Source organism: Halomonas sp. SS10-MC5 (assembly GCF_015992245.1).
Classification (GTDB): domain Bacteria; phylum Pseudomonadota; class Gammaproteobacteria; order Pseudomonadales; family Halomonadaceae; genus Halomonas; species Halomonas sulfidoxydans.
The window spans coordinates 3,379,892-3,406,497 of the sequence record NZ_CP065435.1; the positions used below are offsets into that span (position 1 = coordinate 3,379,892).

General features: G+C 68.4%; 15 protein-coding genes. 10 read left to right on the forward strand and 5 right to left on the reverse strand.

Annotation, left to right across the window (positions count from 1 at the left end):
- Window positions 1-45 precede the first annotated feature (45 nt).
- The 10 genes from glgA to I4484_RS15800 all read left to right on the forward strand — a co-directional run bounded on the left by glgA (window position 46) and on the right by I4484_RS15800 (window position 20,455).
- Complete coding sequence (gene glgA / locus I4484_RS15755) at window positions 46-1,665, forward strand: glycogen synthase GlgA (RefSeq protein ID WP_197448182.1); 1,620 nt, start codon at window positions 46-48, stop codon at window positions 1,663-1,665.
- Window positions 1,662-3,476, forward strand: a complete 1,815-nt coding sequence (treZ, locus tag I4484_RS15760) for a malto-oligosyltrehalose trehalohydrolase (RefSeq protein ID WP_197448183.1) — start codon at window positions 1,662-1,664, stop codon at window positions 3,474-3,476. Before glgA ends, treZ begins: the two co-directional genes overlap by 4 nt.
- On the forward strand, window positions 3,473-5,593 hold the full coding sequence (malQ, locus tag I4484_RS15765; protein WP_197448184.1) for a 4-alpha-glucanotransferase: 2,121 nt from the start codon (window positions 3,473-3,475) through the stop codon (window positions 5,591-5,593). Before treZ ends, malQ begins: the two co-directional genes overlap by 4 nt.
- A complete protein-coding gene (gene treY, locus I4484_RS15770) occupies window positions 5,586-8,369 on the forward strand; it encodes a malto-oligosyltrehalose synthase (protein ID WP_197448185.1) in 2,784 nt (927 codons plus the stop codon). The genes malQ and treY overlap by 8 nt, the downstream gene beginning before the upstream one ends.
- A 10-nt stretch (window positions 8,370-8,379) precedes the next feature.
- Window positions 8,380-9,150, forward strand: coding sequence for a DUF2934 domain-containing protein (locus I4484_RS15775; RefSeq protein ID WP_197448186.1), 771 nt, complete (start codon window positions 8,380-8,382; stop codon window positions 9,148-9,150).
- Between the two features lie 39 nt (window positions 9,151-9,189).
- On the forward strand, window positions 9,190-11,394 hold the full coding sequence (gene glgX / locus I4484_RS15780) for a glycogen debranching protein GlgX (RefSeq protein WP_197448187.1): 2,205 nt from the start codon (window positions 9,190-9,192) through the stop codon (window positions 11,392-11,394).
- A gap of 54 nt (window positions 11,395-11,448) precedes the next feature.
- Entirely contained in the window at window positions 11,449-13,476 is a 2,028-nt protein-coding gene (locus tag I4484_RS15785) for an alpha-1,4-glucan--maltose-1-phosphate maltosyltransferase (protein ID WP_197448188.1), read from the forward strand.
- Between the two features lie 28 nt (window positions 13,477-13,504).
- The gene (gene treS / locus I4484_RS15790) at window positions 13,505-16,855 is read left to right on the forward strand and encodes a maltose alpha-D-glucosyltransferase (RefSeq protein ID WP_197448189.1); all 3,351 of its coding nucleotides are present in this window, start codon (window positions 13,505-13,507) and stop codon (window positions 16,853-16,855) included.
- The gene (glgB, locus tag I4484_RS15795; protein WP_197448190.1) at window positions 16,848-19,070 is read left to right on the forward strand and encodes a 1,4-alpha-glucan branching protein GlgB; all 2,223 of its coding nucleotides are present in this window, start codon (window positions 16,848-16,850) and stop codon (window positions 19,068-19,070) included. The genes treS and glgB overlap by 8 nt, the downstream gene beginning before the upstream one ends.
- A gap of 89 nt (window positions 19,071-19,159) precedes the next feature.
- A complete protein-coding gene (locus tag I4484_RS15800; RefSeq protein WP_197448191.1) occupies window positions 19,160-20,455 on the forward strand; it encodes an MFS transporter in 1,296 nt (431 codons plus the stop codon).
- 49 nt (window positions 20,456-20,504) lie between these two features.
- Here the strand turns inward: I4484_RS15800 and I4484_RS15805 are convergent, their stop codons facing one another.
- The 5 genes from I4484_RS15805 to I4484_RS15825 all read right to left on the reverse strand — a co-directional run bounded on the left by I4484_RS15805 (window position 20,505) and on the right by I4484_RS15825 (window position 26,430).
- Complete coding sequence (locus tag I4484_RS15805) at window positions 20,505-21,188, reverse strand: haloacid dehalogenase type II (protein ID WP_197448192.1); 684 nt, start codon at window positions 21,186-21,188, stop codon at window positions 20,505-20,507.
- An 87-nt stretch (window positions 21,189-21,275) separates the two neighbouring features.
- A complete protein-coding gene (locus tag I4484_RS15810) occupies window positions 21,276-22,226 on the reverse strand; it encodes a cyclodeaminase (protein WP_197448193.1) in 951 nt (316 codons plus the stop codon).
- 29 nt (window positions 22,227-22,255) lie between these two features.
- Window positions 22,256-23,254, reverse strand: a complete 999-nt coding sequence (gene eutB / locus I4484_RS15815; RefSeq protein WP_197448194.1) for a hydroxyectoine utilization dehydratase EutB — start codon at window positions 23,252-23,254, stop codon at window positions 22,256-22,258.
- A 124-nt stretch (window positions 23,255-23,378) separates the two neighbouring features.
- Window positions 23,379-24,803: an aminotransferase gene (locus tag I4484_RS15820; protein ID WP_197448195.1), complete on the reverse strand. Its 1,425-nt coding sequence runs from the start codon at window positions 24,801-24,803 to the stop codon at window positions 23,379-23,381.
- Between the two features lie 127 nt (window positions 24,804-24,930).
- Window positions 24,931-26,430, reverse strand: a complete 1,500-nt coding sequence (locus I4484_RS15825; RefSeq protein WP_197448196.1) for an NAD-dependent succinate-semialdehyde dehydrogenase — start codon at window positions 26,428-26,430, stop codon at window positions 24,931-24,933.
- Window positions 26,431-26,606: the final 176 nt, after the last annotated feature.

A 26,606-nucleotide genomic window follows, 5' to 3' on the forward strand; every position in this document is an offset into this window, starting at 1 on the left:
TTATCGCGGCGTATTGGCCATGCCACTACAGGGAGGTCCGTCACAATGGGCAATGTGGCACTGAAGGGTATCGATTCCGAAACAAAAAATGACAGGCCAGGTCGCTCGATCGTGGCCACCGACGACCTGCCCCTTGGGGTGTATCACGGCACGAAGGGGGAGCGCGATCGCGGCAAGCCGTTCGGATTCGGCACGCCGAACCTTCCTTCGCAGCGCATCCTGTTCGTCACCGCCGAGATCGCCGATTTCGTCAAGGTCGGAGGGCTCGGCGACGTCTCATCCGCCCTGCCCCGGGCATTGGCGGCTCACCACGACATTCGTATTCTGCTGCCGGCCTACCGTGAAGTCATCGCCTCGTCACAAGAGATCCGCCGCGTCGGCCGGCTCCCGGCCTACGCCGAGCTGCCGGCCTGCGAGGTCGGCGAGATGACCTGCGCCGACGGCCTGGTGATCTACGTGCTGCTCTGCCCCGAACTCTACGAGCGCGAAGGAGGGCCCTACGGCACCGGACCGGGCGGGTACGGCAGCAGCGGCTGGGACGACAACGACATTCGCTTCGCCCGGCTGTCGCTGGCCGCCGCCGAGATCGCCGCCGGCCACGCCGGGCTCGACTGGCAGCCGCAGCTGTTGCACCTCAACGACTGGACGTGCGGCCTGGCACCGGCCTACCTGCAGTGGCAGGGGAGCCACGTCCCCAGCGTGTTCACCATCCACAACCTGGCCTATCAGGGCCTGTACGACGCGTCGCGCTGCGCCGCCCTGGGCATTCCCGACGATGCCTTTCAGATCGAGGGGCTCGAGTACTACGGCAAGCTCTCCTTCATGAAGGCGGGGATCGTCTATGCCTCTCACGTGACCACGGTGAGCGCGACCTATGCCCAGGAGATCACCACCCCGGAGTTCGGCTGCGGTCTGCATGGCCTGCTGCGCTGCAAGGCGGAGCAGGGCCGGCTCAGCGGCATTCCCAACGGCATCGACGACTCCTGGGATCCGCGCACCGATGCTCACCTGGTGCAGGCCTTCTCGGCCAACGACTGGCGCGGCAAGCGCGCCAACGCCGAGTACGTGCGCCACCGCTTCGGCCTGGCCCCCAGCGCCGGCCCGCTGTTCGCCATGGTCTCGCGCATGGTGCACCAGAAGGGGGTCGACCTGGTCATCGAGGCGGCCCCCAGCATCGTCCAGGCCGGCGGCCAGCTGGTCTTCATCGGCAGCGGCGAGCGCCGGGTCGAGGCCCAGCTCGACCGCCTGGCCGAACGCTATCCGGGGGCCGTGGGCGCCTATATCGGCTTCGACGAGGACGAGGCCCGCTGCATCTACGCCGGCAGCGACTTCCTGCTGATGCCGTCGCGCTTCGAGCCCTGCGGCCTGAGCCAGATGTATGCCCAGCGCTTCGGCTCCCTGCCCATCGCTCACCGCACCGGCGGCCTGGCCGATACCATCGAGGACGGCGTGACCGGCTTCCTGTTCGACAAGGTCACCCTGGCCAGCTTCATGCAGGCGATCCAGCAGGCCTTCTCTGTCTATCACTCCACGGAGCTGTTCTACGCCATGCGGCGGGCGGCCATGACCGGCCGCTATCACTGGCGCCAGTCGATCGCCCCTTATACGCAGCTCTACCAGCGCATCAGCGAAGAAGCGGGTGTGGAGGCACGCACCACGGGATGAACGAAGCAGAGCGATTTCACTACAGCTTCGGCGCCCAGGTCATCGGCCCGGAGTGGACGCAGTTCTCGCTTTGGGCACCCAGCGCCAGCCGGGTCGACCTCGAAGTGGAGGGCCTCGCGCCCATCGCCATGACCCACGCCGGCGAAGGGCGCTTCGTCGGCGAGGCCCCCTGCGATCACGGCGCCCGCTACCGCTATCGTGTCTACGTCGCCGGCGCGGCGCAGGGCATCGCCATCGCGGACCCCGCCTCCCGTGCCCAGGCGGGAGGCGTCGAGGGGCCGAGCATGGTGGTCGACCCCTATCATCACGCCTGGCGCCATGCCGACTGGCGGGGCCGCCCGTGGCACGAGACGGTGCTCTACGAGCTGCACCTGGGGGCGCTGGGCGGCCTGGCCGGGGCGCGCCAGCAGCTGCCCTACCTGGCCGAGCTCGGCGTCACGGCGGTGGAACTGATGCCGGTGGCTGCCTTCCCCGGGGCGCGCAACTGGGGCTACGACGGCGTGCTGCCCTACGCCGTGGACGAGACCTATGGCGATCCCGATGCGCTCAAGGCCTTCATCGATGACGCTCATGGCTTGGGGCTGATGGTCTTCCTCGATGTCGTCTACAACCACTTCGGTCCCGACGGCAACCACCTGCCGCGCTATGCCGGTGCCTTCTTTCGCGACGACCGTCAGACGCCCTGGGGGCCGGCCATCGATTTCCGCCAGCCCATGGTGCGTCGCTTCTTCATCGAGAACGCGCTGATGTGGCTCGACGAGTACCGCTTCGACGGCCTGCGCTTCGACGCGGTGCATGCCATCGGCGAACGCGACTTCCTGCGCGAGCTGGCCGAGACGCTGCGCAGCCGCATCGACCCGCGACGCCACGTGCACCTCGTACTGGAGAACGAGCACAACGACGCCGGCCTGCTGGGCCCGGGGCTGTTCACCGCGCAGTGGAACGACGACTGGCACAACGTCATGCACGTGCTGCTCACCGGCGAGAGCGAAGGCTACTACGGCGACTTCGCCGAGGCCCCGACGCAGAAGCTGGCGCGCTGCCTGGGCGAGGGCTTCGTCTACCAGGGCAACGCCACCCGGCAGGGCACTCCCCGCGGCACGCAGAGCGCGCACCTGCCGCCGACCGCCTTCGTCGCCTTCCTGCAGAACCACGACCAGATCGGCAATCGCGCGCTGGGCGAGCGCCTGACCCGGCTTGCCGAGCCGCAGGCGCTGGCAGCCGCCACGCTGACGCTGCTGCTCTCGCCCATGGTGCCGCTGCTGTTCATGGGCGAGGAGTGGGCCAGCGAGCGCCCCTTCCTGTTCTTCACCGACCACCGTGACGAACTGGCCGAGGCCGTGCGCGAGGGCCGCCGGGCGGAGTTTGCCGCGTTCAGCGCCTTTCAGGATCCTGCCTCGCGCGCGGCGATTCCCGATCCCAATGACATGGCCACCTTCGAGGCATCAAAACCCGACATCGAGGTTCGCGATACCTCCCCCCATGCCGAATGGCGGGCCTTCGTCCGTTGCCTGCTGGCGATTCGCCAGGCCGAGATCGTGCCGCGCCTGGATGGCGCCCGTGCGCTGGGTGCCGAAGCACTCGCCGAGGGCGCCGTCGTCGCCCGCTGGCAGATGAACGACGACACCCGGCTGGTCATCGCCATGAACCTCGGCGAACGAACCGCGGCCACCCGCGCCTTCGGTGTCGGCCGGTGTCTCTTTGAGACCCGTGAGGGCGTGGCGGTCGCCACCGAGAGCGGCAGCCTGCCGCCACGCTGTGCCGCGGCCTGGCTGAAACACGTACCGGGCGACGAGGAGCTTTGCGCATGAGCGAGGAGGGTCTGGAACGACTGGCCACCGCGGCCGGCCTGATCGTCGAATGGGAAGACAGCGAGGGCCGCCCTCGCCGGCTCAGTGACGCCGTCCAGCGCGATCTGCTGGCTCGGCTCGGGCACCCGGCCGGCAGCGCAACCGAGATCGCGGCCAGCCTGGAGCGGCTGCGGCCTCCCGCCTCGCCGCGGGAGTGGCCGCCCTTGCTTACCGCCGAACAGGGGGCGACAACGCCCCTGCCGTCGCCGCTTCCTCGCGGAACCCGCTACCGGCTCGTACTGGAAAGCGGCGAGCGCCGGGAGGGTACGCTCGACGATGACCACGGGGCATTGCCCGCCGTCGACGCGCCCGGCTACCACCGCCTGCAGCTCGCCGACGTCGAGCTGACCCTGGCCGTGGCCCCGCCGCGCTGCTTCACCCTGGCGGATGCCTGCGCCGGCGAGTCGCCACGCCGGTGGGGGTTGGCGGCGCAGCTCTATGCCCTGCGCCGGCCTGGCGACGGCGGTCTCGGCGATACCCTGGCCCTGGAGCAGCTGGCACGCCACGCCGCCGAATCCGGCGCCGCGGCGCTGGCCGTGAGCCCGACGCACGCCATGTTCAGCGCCGACGTGAACCACTATAGCCCCTACTCGCCCTCGAGCCGCCTGCACTATCACGCCCTGCACGCCGCTCCCGAGTCGCTGCTTGGCGAAGCAGCGGTGGCGGCGGCCATCGAGCGCAGCGGTCTGGCCGAGACCCGGGCCCAGCTCGAAGCGCAGGAGCTGATCGACTGGCCCCGGGCGGCGCACACCAAGCTCACCTGGTTGCGCGCGCTGTACGACGAGGTGATGCAGCGCGAGGACGCCGAGGCACGGCGCGCCCGCCAGGCCCTGGCGACCTTTCGCGAACGGGGCGGCGCCATACTCGAGGCACACTGCCGCTTCGAGGCCCTGCAGCAGGCACGGGGCGAACGCGACTGGCGCCAGTGGCCGGCGGCGCTGCGTGACCCGGCAAGCCCCGGGGTGGCACGCTTCGCCGAGGAGCATGTCCACGCAGTCGGCTTCCCTGCCTTTCTGCAGTGGCTGGCAAGCGAGGGGCTGGCCCGCGCCCAGGCCACGGCCCGTGAGGCCGGCATGCCGATCGGTCTGATCGCCGACCTCGCCGTGGGGGCCGACGCGGCCGGCAGCCAGGCCTGGAGCCGCCCGACCGAGATGCTGGAGGACCTGTCGATCGGTGCGCCGCCGGATACCTTCAACGTCCACGGCCAGGATTGGGGGCTCGCCCCCTTCTCGCCCCAAGGGCTGGTACGGTCGGGGTTCCGAAGCTTCATCGACATGCTGCGGGCCGGCTTCGCCCATGCCGGCGGGTTGCGCATCGATCATGTGCTGGGCCTGATGCGCCTGTGGCTGGTGCCTCACGGCGCACCGCCCGACGCGGGCGGCTACGTGCGCTATCCGCTCGACGACCTGCTGCGCCTGGTCGCGCTGGAGTCCTGGCGCCACCGCGCCATCGTCATCGGCGAGGACCTGGGTACCGTCGCCCCCGGCTTTCGCGAGCGCCTGGCACGCCACGGCATCCTCGGCATGCGCGTGCTGTGGTTCGAACGCGACGACGACGGCGGCTTCCTGGCGCCGGGGCAGTGGTCGCGGCACGCGGTCGCCACCAGCTCGACCCACGACCTGCCGACGCTGGCCGGCTGGTGGGCGGGGCGCGACATCGAGTGGCGCAGCCGCCTTGGCCTGCTCGGCGAGAACCAGGATGCCGACAGCGAACGCGCCGAGCGCCGCATCGAGCGGTCGCGCCTGGCTCGGGCGCTGCGCCTGGTCGACGATCACGTGCCGCAAGCGCCTCTCGACGCCGCCGCCCTGCCCGCCTCGCAGGTGCTCGATGCCTGCGTCCGTCGCCTTGGCGTAACACCGGCGCCGCTCACGCTGCTGCCGCTGGAGGATGCCCTGGGTCTCGAGGAGCAGGCCAACCTGCCGGGCACCCTCGACGAGCATCCCAACTGGCGGCGGCGCCTGCCGGACGACGCCGATCGCCTGCTCGCCTCGCCGGAGACGAGGGAGCGCCTGAAGGTACTGGACGAGGCGCGCCGACAAGCCGCCCACGACATCCAGGAAGGGGGGCACGATGAGTGAGATTCGCGCTACCGTACGCCTGCAGTTCCATCGTGGCTTCACCCTCGACGATGCCGCCGAGTGGGTGGGCTACTACGCCAGGCTCGGCATCAGCCATGTCTATGCCTCGCCGCTGCAGATGTCACGCGTGGGCTCGCCCCATGGCTACGACGGCACCGACCCCACCCGCATCGACCCCGAGCTCGGCGGCGAAGCGGCGCTGGAACGGTTGGTGGCACGGCTGCGCGAGCATGGCATGGGATTGATCCTCGACATCGTGCCCAACCACGTGGCGGTGGGCGGCTCGCAGAACCCCTGGTGGCAGGACGTGCTGGCCTGGGGCCGGGCGAGTCCCTACGCCGGTTTCTTCGATATCGACTGGCACTCGCCCGACCCGCTGCTCGCCGGCAAGCTGCTGCTGCCTTTCCTCGGCACGCCCTACGCCGACGCCCTGCACGGCGGCGACCTGGTGCTGCGCCACGAGCCCGAAGCGATGGATTTCCATATCGCTTACCACGAGCATCGTTTCCCCCTCGACCCGCGCCGCTATGGTGACATCCTGCGCCTGGCCGAGCACACGGCGCTGTGGGACCTGGCGCCGCGCTTCGATGCCTTGCAGCGGCGCGAGGACGCCTACACCGCCGTGGCCGAGTGCCGCCACGCACTGCGCCAGGCACTGGCGGACCCGGCCGCCGGACAGGCGCTGGCTCGAGCCCTGGCGCTGTTCGACGGCGCCACCCGCGGCGGCGCCATCCGCCTGCACGACCTGCTGGAACAGCAGGCCTACCGCCTGGCCTGGTGGCGCACCGGGGCCGACGAGATCAACTGGCGGCGCTTCTTCGACATCACCGAGCTCGGCGGGCTGCGCATCGAACGACCCGAGGTGTTCGAGGCCGTGCACGCCCTGCCCCTGCGCCTGGTGGAGCAGGGCTGGGTCGATGGCCTGCGCGTGGACCACGTCGACGGCCTGGCCGATCCGCGCGGCTACTGCCGCCGCCTGCGGGCCCGTCTGGGCGAGTGCCAGAAGCGGCGGCCGCCGCAAGCGGTGCGCCACGTGGCGATCTATGTCGAGAAAATCCTCGCCGCCGACGAGACCCTGCACCGCGACTGGGGCGTCGACGGCACCACCGGCTACGAGCTGATGAACGCCATCTCCGCCCTCCAGCACGACCCGGCCGGCGCCGAGCCGCTGCGCGGCCTATGGCGCGACGTCAGCGGCCGGGAACCGGACTTCCCCGCCGAGGTGCGCCTGGCCCGTCGCGAGGTACTCACGACCCTGCTGACCAGCGAGTTCGAGGCCTGCGCGCGTGCCCTGCATGCGGTGCCCCGCCACGCCCTGGCCACCCGGGACATCACCCTGGCGGCAGTGCGCCGGGCGCTGACGGCGCTGGTCGTGCACTTTCCGGTCTATCGCACCTACGCCGACGACGGCGGCCGCCCCGAACTCGACGCACCCTTCTTCGACCAGGCCATGGCCGGCGCTCGCGGCGAGCTGAGCCCGCCCGATGCCGAGGTGCTGGCGTGGCTGGAACGCTGGCTGGGCGGCGAGGCACCCGCCGACGCCGGGGACGCCGAGGAGCGCTGGTTGCGCCAGCGCGCCATCGTGCGCTTCCAGCAGCTCACCTCGCCGGTGGCCGCCAAGGCCGTGGAAGACACCGCCGGCTATCGCAGCGCGGCGCTGATCTCGCGCAACGACGTCGGCTTCGACGGCGAGCACTTCAGTCACTCGCCGCGCTGGTTCCACGACGCCAACGCCTGGCGCGCGCGCCACTTTCCCCACGGCCTGGTCGCCACGGCCACCCACGATCACAAGCGCGGCGAAGACGTGCGTGCCCGCCTGGCCGCGCTGAGCGAGAACGCCGGCGGCTTCGCCACCCGCGTGGAGCGCTGGCGCGACCTGGCTGCCCCGCTGCGCCAGGCGCTGCCTGACGGGTCTGCCCCCTCCCCCGGCGACGAGCTGATCCTCTATCAGGTCCTGCTCGGCGCCTGGCCACCGACGCTGGAGCGCCACGACACCGAAGCCATGCGCCGCTTTGCCGAGCGCCTCGCCCAGTGGCAGCAGAAGGCCCTGCGCGAGGCCAAGCTGCGCACGCACTGGCTGTGGCCCGACGAGGCCTACGAGAGCGCCTGCCGCGCCTATCTGGAGGGGCTGCTGGCCTCCCCCGCGCTGTGCCGGGAACTCGAAGCGGCGGCCCGCGAGCTGGACCTGCCGGGCGCGCTCAACGGCCTGGTCCAGACGGCGCTGCGCCTGACCGCTCCCGGGGTGCCCGACCTCTACCAGGGAGGCGAATTCTGGGACCACAGCCTGGTCGACCCCGACAACCGGCGTCCGGTCGACCATGCGGCACGCCAGGCCGCGCAGGACCGCCATCTAGCGCCCGTCACGGCGCTGGAGAGCTGGCAGGACGGTGGCGTCAAGCAGGCCCTGATCGCCCGCCTGCTGGCACTGCGCCACGACTGGCCCGAGCTGTTTCGCCACGGCGGCTACCGCGAGCTGGAGAGCGCCGGCGACCACGGCGAGCGCCTGGTCGGCTTCCTGCGTGAGCAGGACGGCCGGCAGCTGCTGGTGGCGGTGCCGCGCCTGACCGCGGCGCTGCTGGCGGGCGCCGAGCGGCCCCAGGTGTCGCCATCGCGCTGGGGCGATACCCGGCTTCGTCTGCCCGGTCGAAGGGATGGCGCTTGGCAATGCGCGCTGACCGGTACCACGCTGAGAGTAACCAAGGAGCAAGTCGCCGCCGGGGAGCTGCTGAGTGCCTTTCCCGTCGGCATCTATCTACGCGACACACAGAGTCAATAGGAGAGCTAGGATGGCTGACGAAGAGCGCGTACGGAACCTGGCCTACCAGATCTGGGAGTCGGAGGGACGCCCCGAGGGCCAGCAGCAGCGTCACTGGGACATGGCGCTGAAGATCGTCATCGCCGAAGAGGAAGCAGGCGTCGACGCCGAGCTGGAGGAGGTCGGCGAACCGGTGGACGAGCCGCCCCTGCTCGAGGACGACCTGCCGCTGGAGGACGACGAGACCGGCATCCAGGAGAATCGCTTGCCGCTGGACTCCCCCGACGGCGAGCCCGATTTCGATGAGCTGCCCTACCGCGACGACCGCGACGTGGGGCGCGACCCGCCGGTGCAGGATCGCGCCAGCCCCGGGCCGGCCACGAACGAGCCCGAACCCACGGCGGCCTCGACCCGACCGCTGCCGGCGGAGCAGGCCACCGCCACCGGCGCCCAGGATCAGGACGTCGCCAACCGGGGCGGAGCGGATGCACCGGCCACTTCCCCCGAGCCCTCGGCGGGGCCGCTGGAGCCGCTGCCGGAGGAATCCGCCACCATGCGTCGCCGGCGCCAGCCACGTCGCGACGACGATGGACTGACCGCCGCCGATGCCAGCGACACGTCACAAGTGCCGGGCAAGACGGCGGCACCGGAGGGCAAGACGTCACGCCGCGGCGCCGCCCGGTCCGCCACCACGGCCAAGGCCGGTTCACCCTCCACGGCGACGAGCGGCAAGCCCTCTGCCGCAGCCAAGGGCGACAAGGCACGCAAGCGCGGCGGTCGCAGCGGCTCCGGGAGCGAGTGACGGATGGCGCATCCTCCTCGAACCACAAGGAAGGCAGGCATGAATACGAGGGAAGACTGGCGCAGCGACGACCGGGCAGCGACGGCAGACGAGTCTCCCGGCGTGATCCGCCGTTCTCGGGTGCGCGAGGGCGCGCCGTTTCCGCTGGGCGCCACCTGGGATGGGCTGGGCGTGAACTTCGCCCTGTTCTCGGCCAATGCCACCCGGGTCGAGTTGTGCCTGTTCGACGCGACCGGCCACCAGGAACTGGAGCGCATCGAGCTGCCCGAGTACACCGACGAGGTGTGGCACGGCTACCTGCCGGATGCCAGGCCCGGCCAGCTCTACGGTTACCGCGTCCATGGCCCCTACGCACCGGAGGAGGGCCATCGCTTCAACCCCCACAAGCTGTTGATCGATCCCTACGCCAAGCAGCTGGTGGGCGAGCTGACCTGGGACGAGGCGCTGTTCGGCTACACTCTCGGCCATCCCGACGGCGACCTCAGCTTCGATACCCGCGACAGCGCTCCGTTCGTGCCGCGCTGCCGGGTGATCGATCCCGCCTTCACCTGGGGCCGCTCTCCCTTCGTCCAGCAGCCATGGGACCGCACCGTACTCTACGAGACCCACGTGCGCGGCTATACCATGCGCCATCCGGCGGTTCCCGAGCCGCTGCGCGGCACCTTCTCGGGGCTGATGGTCAACGAGGTGGTCGACTACATCCGCTCGCTGGGGGTGTCGTCGGTGGAACTGCTGCCGATCCACACCTTCGTCGACGACCAGCACCTGCTCGAGCGCGGGCTGCGCAACTACTGGGGCTACAACACCCTGGGCTTCTTCGCTCCCCATTCGCGCTATCTCTCGGGCGACAACATCAACGAGTTCAAGCAGATGGTGGCCTGCTACCACGCCGCCGGTCTCGAGGTGATCCTCGACGTGGTCTACAACCACACCGCCGAAGGCAACGAACTCGGCCCGACCCTGTCGTTCAAGGGCATCGACAACGCCTGCTACTATCGGCTGCTGCCCGAGGAGCCGCGCTACTACATCGACGACACCGGCACCGGCAACACGCTCAACCTGAGCCACCCGCGGGTGCTGCAGATGGTCACCGACTCGCTGCGCTATTGGGCCACCGAGATGCGCATCAACGGCTTCCGCTTCGATCTGGCGACGATCCTCGGCCGCGAGCCCCACGGCTTCGACGAGGGCGGCGGCTTCCTCGACTCCTGTCGTCAGGACCCCGTGCTGAGCCAGGTCAAGCTGATCGCCGAACCCTGGGACTGCGGCCCCGGCGGCTACCAGGTGGGCGGCTTTCCCCCCGGCTGGGCGGAGTGGAACGACCGCTTCCGCGACAGCAGCCGTGCCTACTGGCGCGGTGACGAAGGCCAGCTGGCGGAGTTCGCCTCACGCCTGATGGGCTCGGCGGACCTGTTCGATCGCCGCGGCCGCCGCCCCTTCGCCTCGGTCAACTTCGTCACCGCCCACGACGGGTTCACGCTGCACGACCTGGTGGCCTACGACGACAAGCACAACGAGGCCAACGGCGAGGACAATCAGGACGGCCACGACCACAACCTGTCGTGGAACCACGGCGAGGAGGGGCCGACCGAAGACGCCGAGATTCGCTCGCTGCGCCTGCGCCAGATCCGCAACTTCCTGGCCACGCTGCTGCTCTCCCAGGGCACGCCGATGCTGCTCGCCGGCGACGAGCTGCTGCGTACCCAGCGCGGCAACAACAACGCCTACTGCCAGGACAACGAGATCGGCTGGGTCGACTGGAATCTCGAGGGCGACGCCCACGACATGATCGACTACCTGCGCCGGCTCATCCGCCTGCGGCTGCACTACCCCATCCTGCGTCGAGGGCGTTTTCTCTCCGGCGAATACAACGAGGAGATGGGGCTCAAGGAGGTGACCTGGCTGGCGCCCGACGGCAGCGAGATGGACGTCGAGCGCTGGGAAGATCCCCAGGCGCGCAGCCTCGGCCTGCTGCTCGACGGCCGTGCGCGGCCCTCGGGCATCCGTCGCGCCGGCGACGACCGTTCGCTGCTGATCCTGTTCAACGCCAACCCAGACCCCATCGCCTTTCGCCTGCCCGAAGTGCCGCGCGGCAGCGGCTGGGTGTGCCGTCTCGATACCAGCCGCAGCCCGGCGCCGGACAACACCCTGAGGGCCTTCGGCGAGGAGTACGCCATGGACGGTCGCTCGCTGGTGCTGGTCGAGCTGCTGCAGGAGGCCGGCCCCGTGAATCGCGGGGAGTGAGAGAACATCGGCCGAGGGACCTGGCCGAGCGTTGCGACAAAGGAGGAACATGCGATGAGTTCAACTCCGTTAACGGCGCCCGTCGGCAGCTCGGCACACGGGCAGGACCCAAGCCACGTCCAGGCGGCCGTCCAGGCGCCTCGCATCGCCATCGAGTCGGTCCAGCCGACCCTGGACCAGGGGCGGTTCGCCGCCAAGGCCATCGTCGACGAGCCGGTCAAGGTCACGGCGAGGATCTTCGCCGACGGCCACGATCTCCTGGCGGCGGCGGTCTGCTGGTACGACGCCACCGACCGCCGACATCGCGAGCCCATGCAGCCGGCCCATCCGGCGGGACTGGACATCTTCGAGGGACGCTTCACCCCGCGCGGCATCGGGCGGCACCGCTTTTTCATCGAAGCCTGGTGGGACACTTACGCCTCCTACTGCCACGAGCTGTCGAAGAAGCATCAGGCCGGCGTGCCGGTCGGCCTCGAGCTCGAGGAGGGCCGGCGTGAGCTCGTCCGGGCGATCGAGCGCAGCGAAGGCGAGCTCAGGGAGGCGCTCGAGGCCAGCCATGAGCGCTTCCGACTGCTCGGCTCCGATGCCGAGCGTGTCGCCCTGCTGCTCGACGCCGACATGGTGCAGTTGATGCACGAGGCAGACGCTCGCCCCCACCTGACCCGCAGCGACGCCATCTACCCGCTTGACGTGGAGCGGCCCAAGGCCCGTTTTTCGAGCTGGTACGAGCTGTTCCCACGCTCGGAGACCGACACCCCCCAGCGCCACGGCACGTTCAAGGATGTGCACAAGCGCCTGCCGCTGATCCGGGACATGGGCTTCGACGTGCTCTACTTTCCCCCCATCCACCCCATCGGACTCACGCACCGCAAGGGTCCCAACAATACGCTCGAAGCCGGACCGGACGACCCCGGCAGCCCCTATGCCATCGGCAGCGAGGAGGGAGGACATGAAGCGATTCATTCTGAACTGGGCACGCGAGATGATTTTCGTGATCTGGTCCGTGCAGCAGCCGATCATGGCCTGGAGGTCGCGCTTGACTTCGCCATCCAGTGCTCGCCCGATCATCCCTGGCTCAAGGAGCACCCCGGCTGGTTCTCATGGCGACCCGATGGGTCCATCCGCTATGCGGAGAATCCGCCCAAGAAGTACCAGGACATCGTCAACGTCGACTTCTATGCCGAGGAGGCGATACCGTCCCTGTGGGTCGAGCTGCGCGACGTGGTACAGGGATGGGTCGACGAGGGGGTGAAGATATTCCGCGTCGACAACCCGCACACCAAGCCGCTGCCCTTCTGGGAGTGGCTGATCGCCGACATTCGCGACCGCGACCCCTCGGTCATCTTCCTCTCCGAAGCCTTCACGCGGCCCAACATGATGCTGCGCCTGGGCAAGCTGGGCTTTACCCAGAGCTACACCTACTTCACCTGGCGCAATACCAAGCCGGAGCTGACGGAGTACCTCGAGCAGCTGAACGCCTCACCGCTGCGCGAGGGATTTCGCCCCAACTTCTTCGTCAACACACCGGACATCAATCCCTACTTCCTGCAATCGTCGGGGCGCCCCGGCTTCCTGGTGCGGGCGGCGCTGGCCACGCTGGGGGCCGGCGCCTGGGGCATGTATTCGGGCTTCGAGCTGTGCGAGGGCGAGCCGGTGCCCGGCAAGGAAGAGTACCTCGATTCGGAGAAGTACGAGATCCGCCCACGCGACTACACCGCCGCCGGCAACATCAGCTACGAGATCGCCCAGCTCAATCGCATCCGCCGCGAGAATCCGGCGCTGCAGACCCACCTGGGCCTGGCCTTTTATCCGGTACACAACGACCGGCTGCTGTTTTTCGGCAAGCGTACCGAGACGCGGGACAACTTCATCCTCATCGCCGTCAGCCTCGACCCGTTCGAACCCCAGGAAGGGGCATTCGAGCTGCCGCTCTGGGAATTCGGTCTACCCGACGAGGCGGCACTGCACGGAGAGGATCTGATGAGCGGTTACCGCTGGACCTGGCAGGGCAAGTGGCAGTCGATGCGCCTCGATCCGGCCCATCTTCCGTTCGCCATCTGGCGCATTCGCCCGGTCCGCTAGCCTCGGTGAACGCAGGGAGGACACGACAATGATGGACGCCAGCAGCGAGACCCATGCCGTCGATACCATGGCATTTCTCGACGACCCCCTCTGGTACAAGGATGCCGTGATCTACCAGGTGCACGTGAAGTCGTTCTTCGACGCCAACGACGACGGTATCGGCGACTTCGAGGGGCTGCTCCAGAAACTCGACTATATCGTCGGCCTGGGGGTGAACACGATCTGGGTGCTGCCGTTCTACCCCTCGCCACGTCGCGACGATGGCTACGATATCGCCGAGTATACCGGCGTCAGCCCCGATTACGGCACGCTGGAGGATGCCCGCCGTTTCATCGACGAGGCGCACCGTCGCGGGCTGCGCGTCCTGACCGAGCTGGTCATCAACCACACCTCCGACCAGCACGAGTGGTTCCAGCGCGCCAGGCGCGCGCCGCCCGGCTCACCGGAGCGGGAATTCTATGTCTGGTCGGATACCGACCAGAAATACCCCGGGACGCGCATCATCTTCCTCGATACCGAGACTTCCAATTGGGCCTGGGACCCGGTGGCGGGCGCCTACTACTGGCATCGCTTCTATTCGCACCAGCCCGACCTCAACTTCGACAATCCCCAGGTGCTCGACGAGGTCCTCAAGGTCATGGAGTACTGGCTCGACATGGGGGTGGATGGCCTGCGTCTGGACGCCATTCCCTATCTGGTCGAGCGTGAGGGCACCAACAACGAAAACCTTCCCGAAACCCACCAGGTGCTCAGGAAGATTCGCGCGGTGATCGACCAACGCTACCCGGACCGCATGCTGCTCGCCGAAGCCAACCAGTGGCCGGAGGACACCCGGCCCTACTTCGGCGACGGCGACGAGTGCCACATGGCGTTCCACTTTCCGCTGATGCCGCGCATGTACATGGCGCTGGCCCAGGAAGATCGTTTTCCCATCACCGACATCCTGCGCCAGACCCCGGAGATACCGGCCAACTGCCAGTGGGCCATTTTCCTGCGCAACCACGACGAGCTGACGCTGGAGATGGTGACCGACAAGGAGCGTGACTACCTCTGGAACCACTATGCCGCCGATCGCCGGGCGCGGATCAACATGGGAATACGCCGGCGCCTGGCACCGCTGCTGGAGCGCGACCGCCGGCGGGTCGAGCTGCTCAACAGCCTGCTGTTGTCGATGCCGGGCACGCCAGTGCTCTACTACGGCGACGAGATCGGCATGGGTGACAACATCTACCTGGGCGACCGCGACGGGGTGCGCACCCCGATGCAGTGGTCGGTGGATCGCAATGGCGGCTTCTCCCGGGCCGATCCGGCAAGTCTCGTGCTGCCGGCGATCATGGACCCGCTCTACGGCTACCAGGCCGTCAACGTCGAATCCCAGCTGCGCGATCCGCACTCGCAGTTGAACAGCATGCGACGCCTGCTCGCGGTGCGCGCCCAGCACCGCGCCTTCAGCCGCGGCACCATGCGGCCACTCTATCCGGCCAACCGACACATTCTCGCCTACCTTCGCGAAATGACACTGGACGACGGCGATACCGAAACGCTGCTGTGCGTGGCCAACATGGCGCGTACCGCCCAGGCCGTGGAGCTCGACCTGTCCCCCTTCTCTGGCCAGGTCCCGGTGGAAATGGTCGGCGGCAGCGCCTTTCCGCCGATCGGGCGCGTGCCGTATCTGCTCACCCTGCCGCCCTACGGTTTCTTCTGGTTCCTGCTGGCGCCGCCCTCCGCCATGCCGGAATGGCACGTGCCGGTACCCGAGCCCATGCCCGAATACGTCACGCTGATCATCAAGCGGCGTCTCGAGGAGATCTTCCAGGCCCCGGCGCGTCAGTTGCTCGAGCGCGAGACCCTGCCCAGCTATCTGCCCAAGCGACGCTGGTTCGCCACCAAACAGGCCCGCATCGACCAGGTGCGCCTGCTCTACGTGGCCCGCCTCGAGCATAGCCAGCACAGCCTGCTGATCGCGGAACTGGAGGTCCAGCACGCCGAGGGAACCGATCGCTACCAGTTGCCGTTGGCGTTTCTCGGCGAGGAAGAGCAGACCAGCGCCCTCCCCCAGCAGCTCGCCATGGCCCGTGTGCGCCGCTTCCATGAAGTGGGGCTGCTGACCGATGCCCTGACGCTGGACGCCTTTGGCCTGGCGGTGGTCGATGCCATGCGCCGATGCGTCAAGTTGCCGTGCGACGTCGGCGAGATCCGCTTCTTGCCCACCGCGGTGTTCAGCGAGCTGGAGCTGCCCGAGTCCCCCGAGGTGGAACAGCAGAGCGTGGAACAGTCCAACAGCTCGATCGTCATCGGTCGTCAACTGGTACTCAAGCTGCTGCGACGGGTGGAGCCGGGGTTGCATCCCGAGGCGGAGATCGGCCGCTATCTCACCGAACGCGGCTTTTCCCACATAGCGGCCCTGCAAGGCGAAGTGGCCCGCTTCGACGCCAAGGGGGTGCCCCAGACGCTGATGCTGCTGCAGAGCTTCATCGACAACCAGGGCGATGCCTGGGCCTGGTCGCGTGCCACGCTGGCGCGCGCAGTGCGTGAGGCCACAGCGGACCAGGAACTGGGGCAGGACCGCCTGCTCGAGGAGTCGGGCTACGGCGCCTGCGAGGAGCTCGAGGCCTTTGCCGTCACCCTGGGCAAGCGGCTGGGCGAGATGCATGCGGTACTCGCCTCCCCCAGCGACGACCCGGCGTTCCGCCCCGAGCTTGCCACGCAGGACCATGTCGAACAGTGGACACGACGGGTGCGGGAGCGCGTCGAAGAAGCCCTGGCGCTGCTCGAGCGCCACCGGCCGGAGTGCGCCGAGGCCGAACAACGCTTGATAGGCGAGGTGCTGGCCAGCCGCGATACGCTCACGGCCGCCATCGATACTATCGCCGCTCTCGCCCTGGGCAGTCTGCTCACCCGGATCCATGGCGACCTGCACCTCGGCCAGGTGCTGGTGGCGCATGACGATGCCTACATCATCGATTTCGAAGGCGAGCCCGATCGGCCGCTGAAGGAGCGGCGAGCCAAGGACAGCCCGCTGCGGGACGTCGCGGGAATGCTGCGCTCGTTCGATTACGCCTTCGCTCGAGTGGAAGAGATACCGCCCAGTGGCGAAGGTGACATGGTCATGGCCGACGGCGGGCACGAGGTGGCGGAACGCTGCCTGCTGCGCGCTCGCCAGGCATTCCTCAATGCCTATTGGCAGGCCACCGAGCTGCTGCCGCATGAGTGGCAGCATCCGGCGGGCGCGGCTGCCGCAGTGGACCTGTTCGTGCTCGAGAAGACCGCGTACGAGATCGCCTACGAAATTTCCAATCGTCCTGCCTGGCTAGGCGTGCCACTGCGTGGCCTGGCAGCGATCGTGGAGCAGTTGAGCGAAGGAGAGCCCTATGAATGACTTCACCGCCAGGCCCATGCCGGACAGGCGCCTGTGGCTGCCGGAGGAAGAGGCCGAGGCCCTGGCGCGTGGCACCCACGGCGACCCGTTCTCGATCCTGGGTGTCCAGGAGCGCGAGGGTGTTCACTTCCTGAGAGCCTTCCTTCCCGGCGCCCTGGGGGTCGACGTGCTCGACCGCGAGGACGGCAGCTTCCGCTGCTGCCTGACCGCCATGCAGATCCCGGGACTGTTCGCCGCCTGGCTGCCCCATGCGGCCCCCTATACCCTGCGCATCCGCTGGCCCGGCGGCGAACAGCTCACCGAGGACCCGTACGGCTTCGGCCTGCTGCTCGGCGAAATGGACCTCTACCTGATCGGTGAAGGCACGCATCGTCGTTTGGGGCAGTGCCTGGGGGCGCAGCCCATGGCGATCGAGGGTGTCAGCGGGGTTCGCTTCGCCGTGTGGGCGCCCAATGCTCGCCGAGTCTCGGTCGTGGGCAGCTTCAACAGCTGGGATGGGCGCCGCCATGCGATGCGCCTGCGCCACCCCGCGGGGGTGTGGGAGCTGTTCATCCCACGCATCGGCCCGGGAGAGGCCTACAAGTACGAGATCCTCGACGCTCACGGTGCGCTCGGACTGCGGGCCGATCCGGTGGCGCTCGCCACCGAGACACCTCCCCGTACGGCTTCCGTGGTGGCCGACACCACCCCCTTCGTCTGGCACGACGAGGAGTGGCTTGCCCGTCGCGGCTCGGCGCAGGCACCGGACCGGCCCATTTCCGTCTACGAAGTACATGCCGCCTCGTGGCGCAAGCACGGTGGCGACAACGGCGAACTTTACCGCTGGCAGGAGCTGGCCGAGCACCTGATTCCCTACGTGCTCGAGATGGGCTTCACCCATATCGAGCTGCTGCCGATCATGGAGCACCCCTTCGGCGGCTCCTGGGGCTACCAGCCGCTGAGCCAGTTCGCCCCCAGCGGTCGCTTCGGCACGCCGGCCGACTTCGCCTGTTTCGTCGATGCCTGCCACCAAGCGGGTCTCGGCGTGATACTCGACTGGGTGCCGGCCCACTTTCCCACCGACCCGCATGGCCTGGCGCGCTTCGACGGCACGGCCCTCTACGAGTACGAGCACCCCTTCGAGGGCTTCCATCAGGACTGGGATACCTTCATCTACAACCTGGGCCGACGTGAAGTGCACGGCTTCATGCTCGCCTCGGCGCTGCACTGGCTGCGCCACTTCCATGTCGACGCGCTGCGCGTCGACGCCGTCGCCTCGATGCTCTATCGCAACTACTCGCGCAACGAGGGGGAGTGGATACCCAACAAGTACGGCGGCCACGAGAATCTGGAGGCGATCGACTTCCTGCGCCATCTCAACGAAGTCGTCGCCGACGAAGCCCCGGGCGCCATGGTGATCGCCGAGGAGTCCACCGCCTGGCCCGGCGTCACCCGGCCCACCGGCGAGGATGGGCTGGGCTTCGCCTACAAGTGGAACATGGGCTGGATGCACGACACGCTGAGCTATATCCGCGAGGACCCCATACACCGCCGCTTTCACCATCACGTCATGACCTTCCCCATGGTCTACGCCTTCTCGGAGCGCTACGTGTTGCCGATCTCTCATGACGAGGTGGTGCACGGCAAGGGCTCGCTGATCGGCAAGATGCCTGGCGACGAGTGGCAGCAGTTCGCCAACCTGCGCGCCTATCTCTCGCTCATGTGGTCCCAGCCGGGCAAGAAACTGCTGTTCATGGGCTGCGAATTCGGCCAGTGGCGCGAATGGAGCCATGACCGCGAACTCGACTGGTCGCTGCTCGGCGAACCACGCCATGCCGGGGTTCGACGGCTACTCACCGACCTCAACCGCCTCTACAGGGCATATCCGGCGCTGCACGAGGGCGACAGCGAGCCCTGGGGCTTCACGTGGATAGTGAGCAATGACGAGACCAACAGCGTATTCGCCTGGCTGCGTGTGAGCCATGCGGGCGAGCCCATGCTGGTGGTTGCCAACCTGACGCCGATTCCCCGTGAAGGCTACCGCCTGGGCGTGCCCCGGCCGGGCCGCTGGGAGGAAATATTCAACAGCGACGCCGAATGCTACGGGGGTTCGAACCTGGGTAATCTGGGCCAACTGCACGCCGAGGACGCGCCCCTTCATGGCCAGACCGCCAGCCTGACGATGACGCTTCCACCGCTGGCAGTGGTCATGCTGACTCCTGCCGGGCCGGCCTGAGCCGGCCGGGGACGAAAGCGGTGGCCTCGTCGCCTGGCACCACCGCCAGGCGGCACCGACCGGTAACACCACGATCACAAGGAGGTTAAATGCGGGCGATGCTGCAGCCTGTCAGATCCCTACTCTTCAGTGTCACCTTCCTTCTGCTCGGCAACGGCCTGATCAACACCCTACTGACCCTGCGCGGCACCGACGAGGGCTTCTCCTCGACGGTCGTCGGCCTGATCATGTCCGCCTATTTCGTCGGCTTCACCTGCGGCACCTGGGTCAGCAGCCGCCTGATCCGCCGCGCCGGGCACATTCGCGCCTTCGCCTTCTGCGCCGCGCTGTGCGCCTCGGGGGCGCTGCTGCACATCATCTTCGTCGACCCCTGGGTGTGGATCGTACTGCGCTTCTTCTACGGCCTGGCCTTCGTCACCTTGATGACGGTGATCGAGAGCTGGCTCAACGGGCAGGCGGCGAGCCACGAACGCGGTCGGGTCTTCGCCACCTACATGCTGGTCAACCTGGGGGCGATCGCCGCCGCCCAGCAGATCCTGCGCCTGGACACCCCCGGCAGCTTCCTGCTCTTCGCCGTCACGGCGATCCTGATCAGCTGGGCGCTGTTGCCGATCACCATGACCCGGCGCCAGCAGCCGACGCTACCGGAGAACGCCAGGAGCAGCCTCAAGGCACTGCTCGGGTTCGCTCCCCTGTGCGTCGCCGCTTCGGTGCTGTCGGGGCTGGCCATGGGCGCCTTCTGGGGCATGGCCCCGCTTTATGCGCGGCAGTTGGGCTGGAGCGCCGCCGACGTGGGCACGCTGATGAGCGTGACGATCCTGGGCGGGGCGCTGCTGCAGCTGCCCATCGGTCGCTTCTCCGACAACCACGACCGCACGCAGGTGATGACCTGGGTGGTGATCGCCGCCGCGGCGCTGGCGGCACTGATGCCCTTCGCGCCCAACCAGGCGGCACTGATGGGGCTGTTCTTCCTGTGGGGCGGCTTCTCGTTCGCCATCTACCCGCTGGCGGTGGCTCAGTTGATCGACCAGCTTCACCCCGAAGAGGTGGTGTCGGCCTCGGCGGACATGCTGGTGACCCAGGGCGCGGGAAGCGCCCTGGCCCCGATTCTCGCCGGTGCCCTGATGAGCACCCTGGGGGCCCATACGCTGCCGCTCTACATCGCCGCGGTGCTGGCCGTGCTCGGCGCTTACGCCCTCTATCGTCGGCGCCAGGTGTCCGACCTGGTCCACGGCAACGCCCACTTCGAGCCGATGACCCAGACCAGCCCACTGTCCCTGGAGATGATGTTCGACGACGCCCAGCCCGACCTGTTCGACGACCCCAGCTTCTACGAGGAGCAGGAGCGCTACCGGCTGGTCGAGGCGTACCAGCAGCGCAGATGAGCTCAGCCTGGCCTGCGGAGAGCCCTCAGCCTGGCCTGGTGGAGAGCCCTCAGCTCAGGCGGTCGGAAAGCGCCTCCAGATCGGTCACGGTGAGGTCAGGCTCGATGCCCCATGGATCGAAGGGCGCATCGAGGCTGCGCCGCACCCAGGCGGCGTGCAGGCCGGCATGGCGGGCGCCGATCACATCGAAGGGATTGCTCGAAATCAGCCAGGTATCGCCGGGCGCCACCTCGAGGCGGTTGCGCAGATGCGCGTAGACGGCCGGGTCGGGCTTGAAGCGCTTGATCTCATCGACGCTGATCACCGCTTCGAAGCGCTCGAGGATGCCAGCCTGCTCCAGCAGACCGCTGACCGCGTCGCAGGTGCCGTTGGAGAAGGCCACGCAGCGCATGCCGTTCGCAGCCAGGCGTTCGAGGGCATTCACCGTTTCGGCAAAGGCCGGCAGGCGACCATAGGCCGCCATCAGGTGGTCCTTGTCGACGTCTGTGAGCTGTGTCTGCAAGGCACGATCGGTGAAATCCAGCGCCTCGCGGGTGCACTGGCCGAAGGGCACGTAGGCTCCCATCAGGCCGCGGCGAAAGCTGTACTCCAGCTGCTTGTCGCGCCAGCGGCGCGAGAACTCGGCGGCCATTTCCCCCCTGCCGGCCCTGCCGAGCCGCTCCTCCAGCTCGGTGACCACGCCGTGGGTATCGATCAGGGTGCCGTAGACATCGAAGGCCAGTACCGTTGCCATCTGCTGTGCTCCTCGTTTCGCTTTGTTAGCCACAGCATGGGGTCTGCCGCGCGCGGGCTCAAGGTGACCGGGTTGAGGTCCACCACACTATGGCGCCAATCGCGCCAGGGCAAAGTTGGCGATGGCGGTGTCCTGCACCCCGGTACCGGTCAGGTCGCACACGGTGATGGCCGCTTCCGATACCCGCAGGTTTTCGCCCCGCGCGATCACGCGCCCCAGCTCATGCACCTTGAACGGCGGCTCGCGCCCCGCATTGGCGAAAACCTTGAGCTCACCGTTGTGCTCGCTCTGGGCACGGCTGTCGCAGACGAAGGCGTCGGCCCGGGTCAGCACCGACTCGTCGAGTTCGCGCTTGTCGGGGCTGTCCGAGCCCATGGCGGTGACATGCACGCCCTCGGGCAGGTCGCTGGCGTGCAGCAGCGGCTCCCGCGAGGGGGTGGCGGTAATGATGATGTCGGCCTGGGCACAGGCGCCGTGCACACTGTCGCGCACGGTGACGGTGATGCCCTGGCGGCGCATGTCGTCGGCGTAGGCCTCGGCACTTTCACGGTGACGTGTCCACACATCGAGGGTGTCGATGTTGCGCACCAGGCGCAGCGCCTCGACCTGGCGCCGCGCCTGCTCGCCGGCACCGATCACGCCGACCCGCCGGCTATCCTTCCGCGACAGGTGATTGGCCGCAATCGCCCCGGCCACCGCGGTGCGCACCATGGTCAGGTAGCCCTCGTCGAACAGCACCGCCTCGACCTGGCCGGTTTCGGCGGAGAACAGCAGCATCAGCCCGCTCAGGCTCGGCAGGCCGCGCCTGGGGTTGTCGAAGGCGCCGCTGCTGACCTTGATCGCATAGCGCTTCCAGCCCTTGATGTGGGCCGTCTTGACGTCGACCTCGCTGTTGAACTCCTCCATGGCCATCGACAGGATCGGCGGCTGCACCACCTCGCCGCGACCCAGGGCGGCGAACCCCGCCTCGACCTGGCGCAGGGCATCTTCGTCGATACCCACCGCCGCCTCGATCTCATCACGCCGATAGAGCTCCATCCCTTCCTCCTGGTTCGTCTCTGATCACATCAGCGCCCACACATGCTCCGCGCCCGATCCAGCGTCTCCAGCGACACGCCATTGCCGGACAGAATCAGCGCCACCCGCTGGCCGCGCACCTCGATGCCATGCTCGGCCAGGGCGGCCAACCCCACCGCGGCGGCGCCCTCCACCAGCAGCTTCTCGTGCTCGAGCATGTCGACCATGGCGTGGGCGATGGCGACTTCCGAGACCTGGTAGTGGTCGTCCATCACCTCGCGCACCAGGCCGAAGGTGCAACGATTGTCGAGGCCGATGCCGCCGCCCAGCGAGTCGGCCAGGCTTTCGACCTCTTCCACCGCCACGGGCCGCCCCGCCTGCAGGCTCTGCCACATGGCCGCACCGTGGGAGAGGCTGACGCCGGTGAGGCGGGTCTCGGGGCGAATGGCCTTCACCGCCGCCCCGATCCCCCCCAGCAGCCCGCCGCCGGAGAGCCCGACGACGACCCGGTCGAGATCAGGCGCGTCCTCCATCAGCTCCAGCCCGATGGTGCCCTGCCCGGCCGCGATCAGGGGATCGTCGAAGGGGGGAATCAGCGTCATGCCGCGCTCGGCCACCAGCCGCTCGACCTCGCCGAAGGCCTCGTCCTGGCTCTCGCCCACGCGCCGCACCTCGGCGCCCAGCGCCTCGATGGCCACCACCTTGTTGGCCGGCACCAGCCGCGACAGGCAGATCGTCGCGGCAATGCCGAGCCTGGAGGCGGCAAAGGCCACGGCGCGACCGTGGTTGCCGGTAGAGGCCGTGACCACGCCGGCTTCCAGGGCATCGCGGCCGTGACGCTCGATCAGCGCGGCGATCATGTTGGTGGCGCCGCGCAGCTTGAAGGCACCGGTGGGCTGCTGGGTTTCGAGCTTGAGCAGGATATCGGCGTCGAAGCGCTCGGAGAGCGCGCGGGAGCGGACCAGCGGGGTCCGTGCCGCCTGACCGGCAATGCGGCGACGGGCCTGATAGACGGAAGCGAGGGAGACGCCGTGCAGGGGTTGCGACATGTCGTGTCAGACTCTACGGCTCGTTGGGATGAGGTGTTTCCAGACTAGAAAAGGTTACCGGCAAGGGCCAAGAAAATGGCCGCGGGTTCGATCCCCGCGGCCATTGGGTTCAGCTCAGGCGCGTTCAGCTGACTGACATGCTGGCCTTGACCACGCCCTCACGGACCAGCTCGTCGGTGACCTTGTTCACCGCACGCTCGGCCCGGGCGACGATCTCGTCGACCTCGGCGCGGGTCGCCACCAGCGGCGGCGCGAAGCCGAGGATGTCGCCCTGGGGCATGGCGCGGGCGATCAGGTTCTCGTCCAGCGCCGCCGCGGCGATGCGCGCGCCGACCTTGTGCGCGGCATCGAAGTGCTTACGCTTGGCCGGGTCGACGGAGAACTCCAGCGCGGCCAGCATGCCCACCCCGCGCACGTTGCCGACGATGGGGTGGTCGCCGAAGGCAGCCTGCATCCGCTGCTGCAGGTAGGCGCCGGTCTCGGCGGCGTTGCGGGTCAGCCCCTCACGCTCGATGATCGCCAGGTTGGCCAGCGCCGCGGCGCAGCCCAGGGCGTGGCCGGAGTAGGTCCAGCCGTGGCCGATGGGGCCGTACTGGCCGGTGCCCTGCTCCAGCACGTTCCACACGCGGTCGCCGACGATCACGCCGGAGAGTGGCTGATAGGCGCTGGTCAGGCCCTTGGCGACGGTGATCAGGTCGGGCTTGATGCCGTAGAAGTGGCTGCCGAAGTCGGCGCCGATGCGACCGAAGCCGCACACCACCTCGTCGGCGATCAGCAGCACGTCGTACTTGGCCAGCACGGCCTGGATCGCTTCCCAGTAGCCTTCCGGGGGCGGCACGATGCCGCCGGTGCCGAGCACCGGCTCGCCGATGAAAGCGGCCACGGTGTCGGGGCCTTCGGCCAGGATCATCTCCTCCAGCTTCTTCGCGCAGTACTGGGAGAACTCGCGCTCGCTCATGCCCTCCTGCTCGGCGGCGCGGTGGTAGTAGTACGGCGCCTCGGTGTGCAGGATGCCGGCCAGCGGCAGGTCGAACTGGTCGTGGAACGCCTTCAGGCCGGTCAGCGAGCCGGTGGCAAGCCCCGAGCCATGATAGCCGCGCTGGCGTGAGATCACTTTCTTCTTCTGCGGGCGACCGAGCACGTTGTTGTAGTAGCGCACGATCTTGAGCTGGGTCTCGTTGGCGTCACTGCCACCGAGGCCGTAGTAGACCTTGGACATGCCGGGGCCGGCGAGTTCGATGATCTTCTCGGACAGCGCGATCTGCGGCTCGTTGGAGTGGCCCACGTAGGTGTGGTAGTAGGAGAGCTCCAGCGCCTGCTGGTAGATCGCCTCGGCCACCTCGGTGCGGCCGTAGCCGATGTTGACGCAGTACAGCCCGGCGAAGCCGTCGATGAACTCGCGGCCGTCCTTGTCGACGATGTGGATGCCCTTGCCGCCGGTGATTACGCGGCCCGGCGCGTCGCCATGGGCGAAGTCGCGCAGGTGGGTGGAGGCGTGAAAGGTGACCTTGCGGTCGCGCTCGATCAGATCGCGGTGCTGCTGGCTCATTGTGTTCTCTCTTCTCTTCAGGTCCCCGCCTCGGCGGGGAGATGTTCAAATTCGCATGTCGCAGTTAGGGCCGGGATGCGCCCTTGGGCAAATATCGCTCGACGGTCCATCCCGGCCGCTTGCTCGGCTAGCTCCCCGAAACTGAACCTAGAGCTCCCAAACAGTAATATTTCGTCTCCAGGTATTCATCGATCCCGGTGATGCCGCCCTCGCGGCCGAGACCCGACTGCTTGACGCCGCCGAAGGGCACCGGCGGGCCGGTCATCTTCACCGAGTTGACGCTGACCATGCCGTACTCCAGCGCCCGCAGCAGCTTCCAGATGCGGCGGATGTCATGGGTGTAGACATAGGCCGCCAGGCCGTACTCGGTGTCGTTGGCCATGGCGATGACCTCGTCGTCGTCGCGGTAGGCGGTCACGCCGGCCACCGGAGCGAAGTTCTCCTCGCGCCACACCTTCATTTCGGGCGTCACGCCGGTGAGCAGCACGGGCATGAAGAAGTTGTCGCCCGGCGCCCGGGTCTGGTCGCCGGCCACCAGGGTCGCGCCGCGGGAGATGGCGTCGTCGACGATGGCCGCCGCCTTGTCCACCGCCTGGCGGTGGATCAGCGGCCCCAGGTCGACCTCGCTCTCCATGCCGTTGCCCACGGTCAGCGCCGCCATGCGCTCGGCGAAGTGTTCTACGAATTCGTCGTGGATCGACTCGTGCACCAGGATGCGGTTGGCCGCCAGGCAGTCCTGACCGGCGGTCTGGAACTTGGCCGCCACCGCGGCGAAAGCCGCCTCCTTGGGGTCCATGTCGGGGCCGACGATGAACGGTGCGTTGCCGCCGAGCTCCAGCGAGACACGCTTCACCGTCTGGGCGCTCTGCTCCAGCAGCAGCCGGCCGACCCGGGTGGAACCGGTGAAGGATAGCGCCTTGATGCGCTCCTCGGCACACAGAATTTTCGACACCTCGGCGGGCTCGCCCAGCACCACGTTGAACACGCCCGCCGGAATGCCGGCGCGCTCGGCCAGCTCGGCCAGCGCCAACGCCGAGAACGGCGTCTCGCCGGCCGGCTTGACGATCACCGGGCAGCCGGCAGCCAGGGCGGCGGCGGCCTTGCGCGTGATCATCGCCAGCGGGAAGTTCCACGGCGTGATCAGCGCGGCGATACCCACCGGCTCCTTGAGCGTGCCCAGCGCGGCGTTGGGGATGTGGCTGGGAATGGTCTCGCCGAAGGTACGCTTGCCCTCCTCGGCGAACCAGCGCACGAAGCTGGCGCCGTACTCCACCTCGCCGCGCGCATCGGGCAGCGGCTTGCCCTGCTCCAGGGTCATGATGGTGGCGAGATCCTCGCGGTTGGCCTGCAGCAGGTCGTGCCAGGCCAGCAGGCGCTCGGCGCGCTCGTCGGCACGCAGCGCGCGCCAGTGGGCGAAAGCGGTGTCGGCGGCGTCCACCGCCTCGCGGATCTGGTGCGCCTCGAGCCAGGGAATGTAGCCGATGACCTCGCCGGTGGCGGGGTCGAAGACCGTCTCCTCGCGGCCGCCGTCGCCGTAGGTCCACTTGCCGTTCACGTAGGCGTGCTGACGAAACAGACGCGGATCACCCAGCATGGTGGACAGTGTATTGGTCAGCTTCATGTTCATGGGCACCTCCCCTGACACCGGCCCCTCGCCCACGGGCCGGCTGTGGCAAAAACGACAGAGCAGCCGGGGCTGCTCGATGGGTACAGGGTAAGGGCAAAGCCCGGCCGGGACTTTTCGTTAGCCGGCGTAACCAATACGGTTTTTTTTGTCCTCCATGGCTAAGTTGCGTTTTTTTC

Bases quoted from the DNA above. Each gene is read 5' to 3' on its own strand.
- glgA (WP_197448182.1), top strand. From the start codon at position 46: ATGGGCAATGTGGCACTGAAGGGTATCGATTCCGAAACAAAAAATGAC.
- treZ (WP_197448183.1), top strand. From the start codon at position 1,662: ATGAACGAAGCAGAGCGATTTCACTACAGCTTCGGCGCCCAGGTCATC.
- malQ (WP_197448184.1), top strand. From the start codon at position 3,473: ATGAGCGAGGAGGGTCTGGAACGACTGGCCACCGCGGCCGGCCTGATC.
- treY (WP_197448185.1), top strand. From the start codon at position 5,586: ATGAGTGAGATTCGCGCTACCGTACGCCTGCAGTTCCATCGTGGCTTC.
- I4484_RS15775 (WP_197448186.1), top strand. From the start codon at position 8,380: ATGGCTGACGAAGAGCGCGTACGGAACCTGGCCTACCAGATCTGGGAG.
- glgX (WP_197448187.1), top strand. From the start codon at position 9,190: ATGAATACGAGGGAAGACTGGCGCAGCGACGACCGGGCAGCGACGGCA.
- I4484_RS15785 (WP_197448188.1), top strand. From the start codon at position 11,449: ATGAGTTCAACTCCGTTAACGGCGCCCGTCGGCAGCTCGGCACACGGG.
- treS (WP_197448189.1), top strand. From the start codon at position 13,505: ATGATGGACGCCAGCAGCGAGACCCATGCCGTCGATACCATGGCATTT.
- glgB (WP_197448190.1), top strand. From the start codon at position 16,848: ATGAATGACTTCACCGCCAGGCCCATGCCGGACAGGCGCCTGTGGCTG.
- I4484_RS15800 (WP_197448191.1), top strand. From the start codon at position 19,160: ATGCGGGCGATGCTGCAGCCTGTCAGATCCCTACTCTTCAGTGTCACC.
- I4484_RS15805 (WP_197448192.1), bottom strand. From the start codon at position 21,188: ATGGCAACGGTACTGGCCTTCGATGTCTACGGCACCCTGATCGATACC.
- I4484_RS15810 (WP_197448193.1), bottom strand. From the start codon at position 22,226: ATGGAGCTCTATCGGCGTGATGAGATCGAGGCGGCGGTGGGTATCGAC.
- eutB (WP_197448194.1), bottom strand. From the start codon at position 23,254: ATGTCGCAACCCCTGCACGGCGTCTCCCTCGCTTCCGTCTATCAGGCC.
- I4484_RS15820 (WP_197448195.1), bottom strand. From the start codon at position 24,803: ATGAGCCAGCAGCACCGCGATCTGATCGAGCGCGACCGCAAGGTCACC.
- I4484_RS15825 (WP_197448196.1), bottom strand. From the start codon at position 26,430: ATGAACATGAAGCTGACCAATACACTGTCCACCATGCTGGGTGATCCG.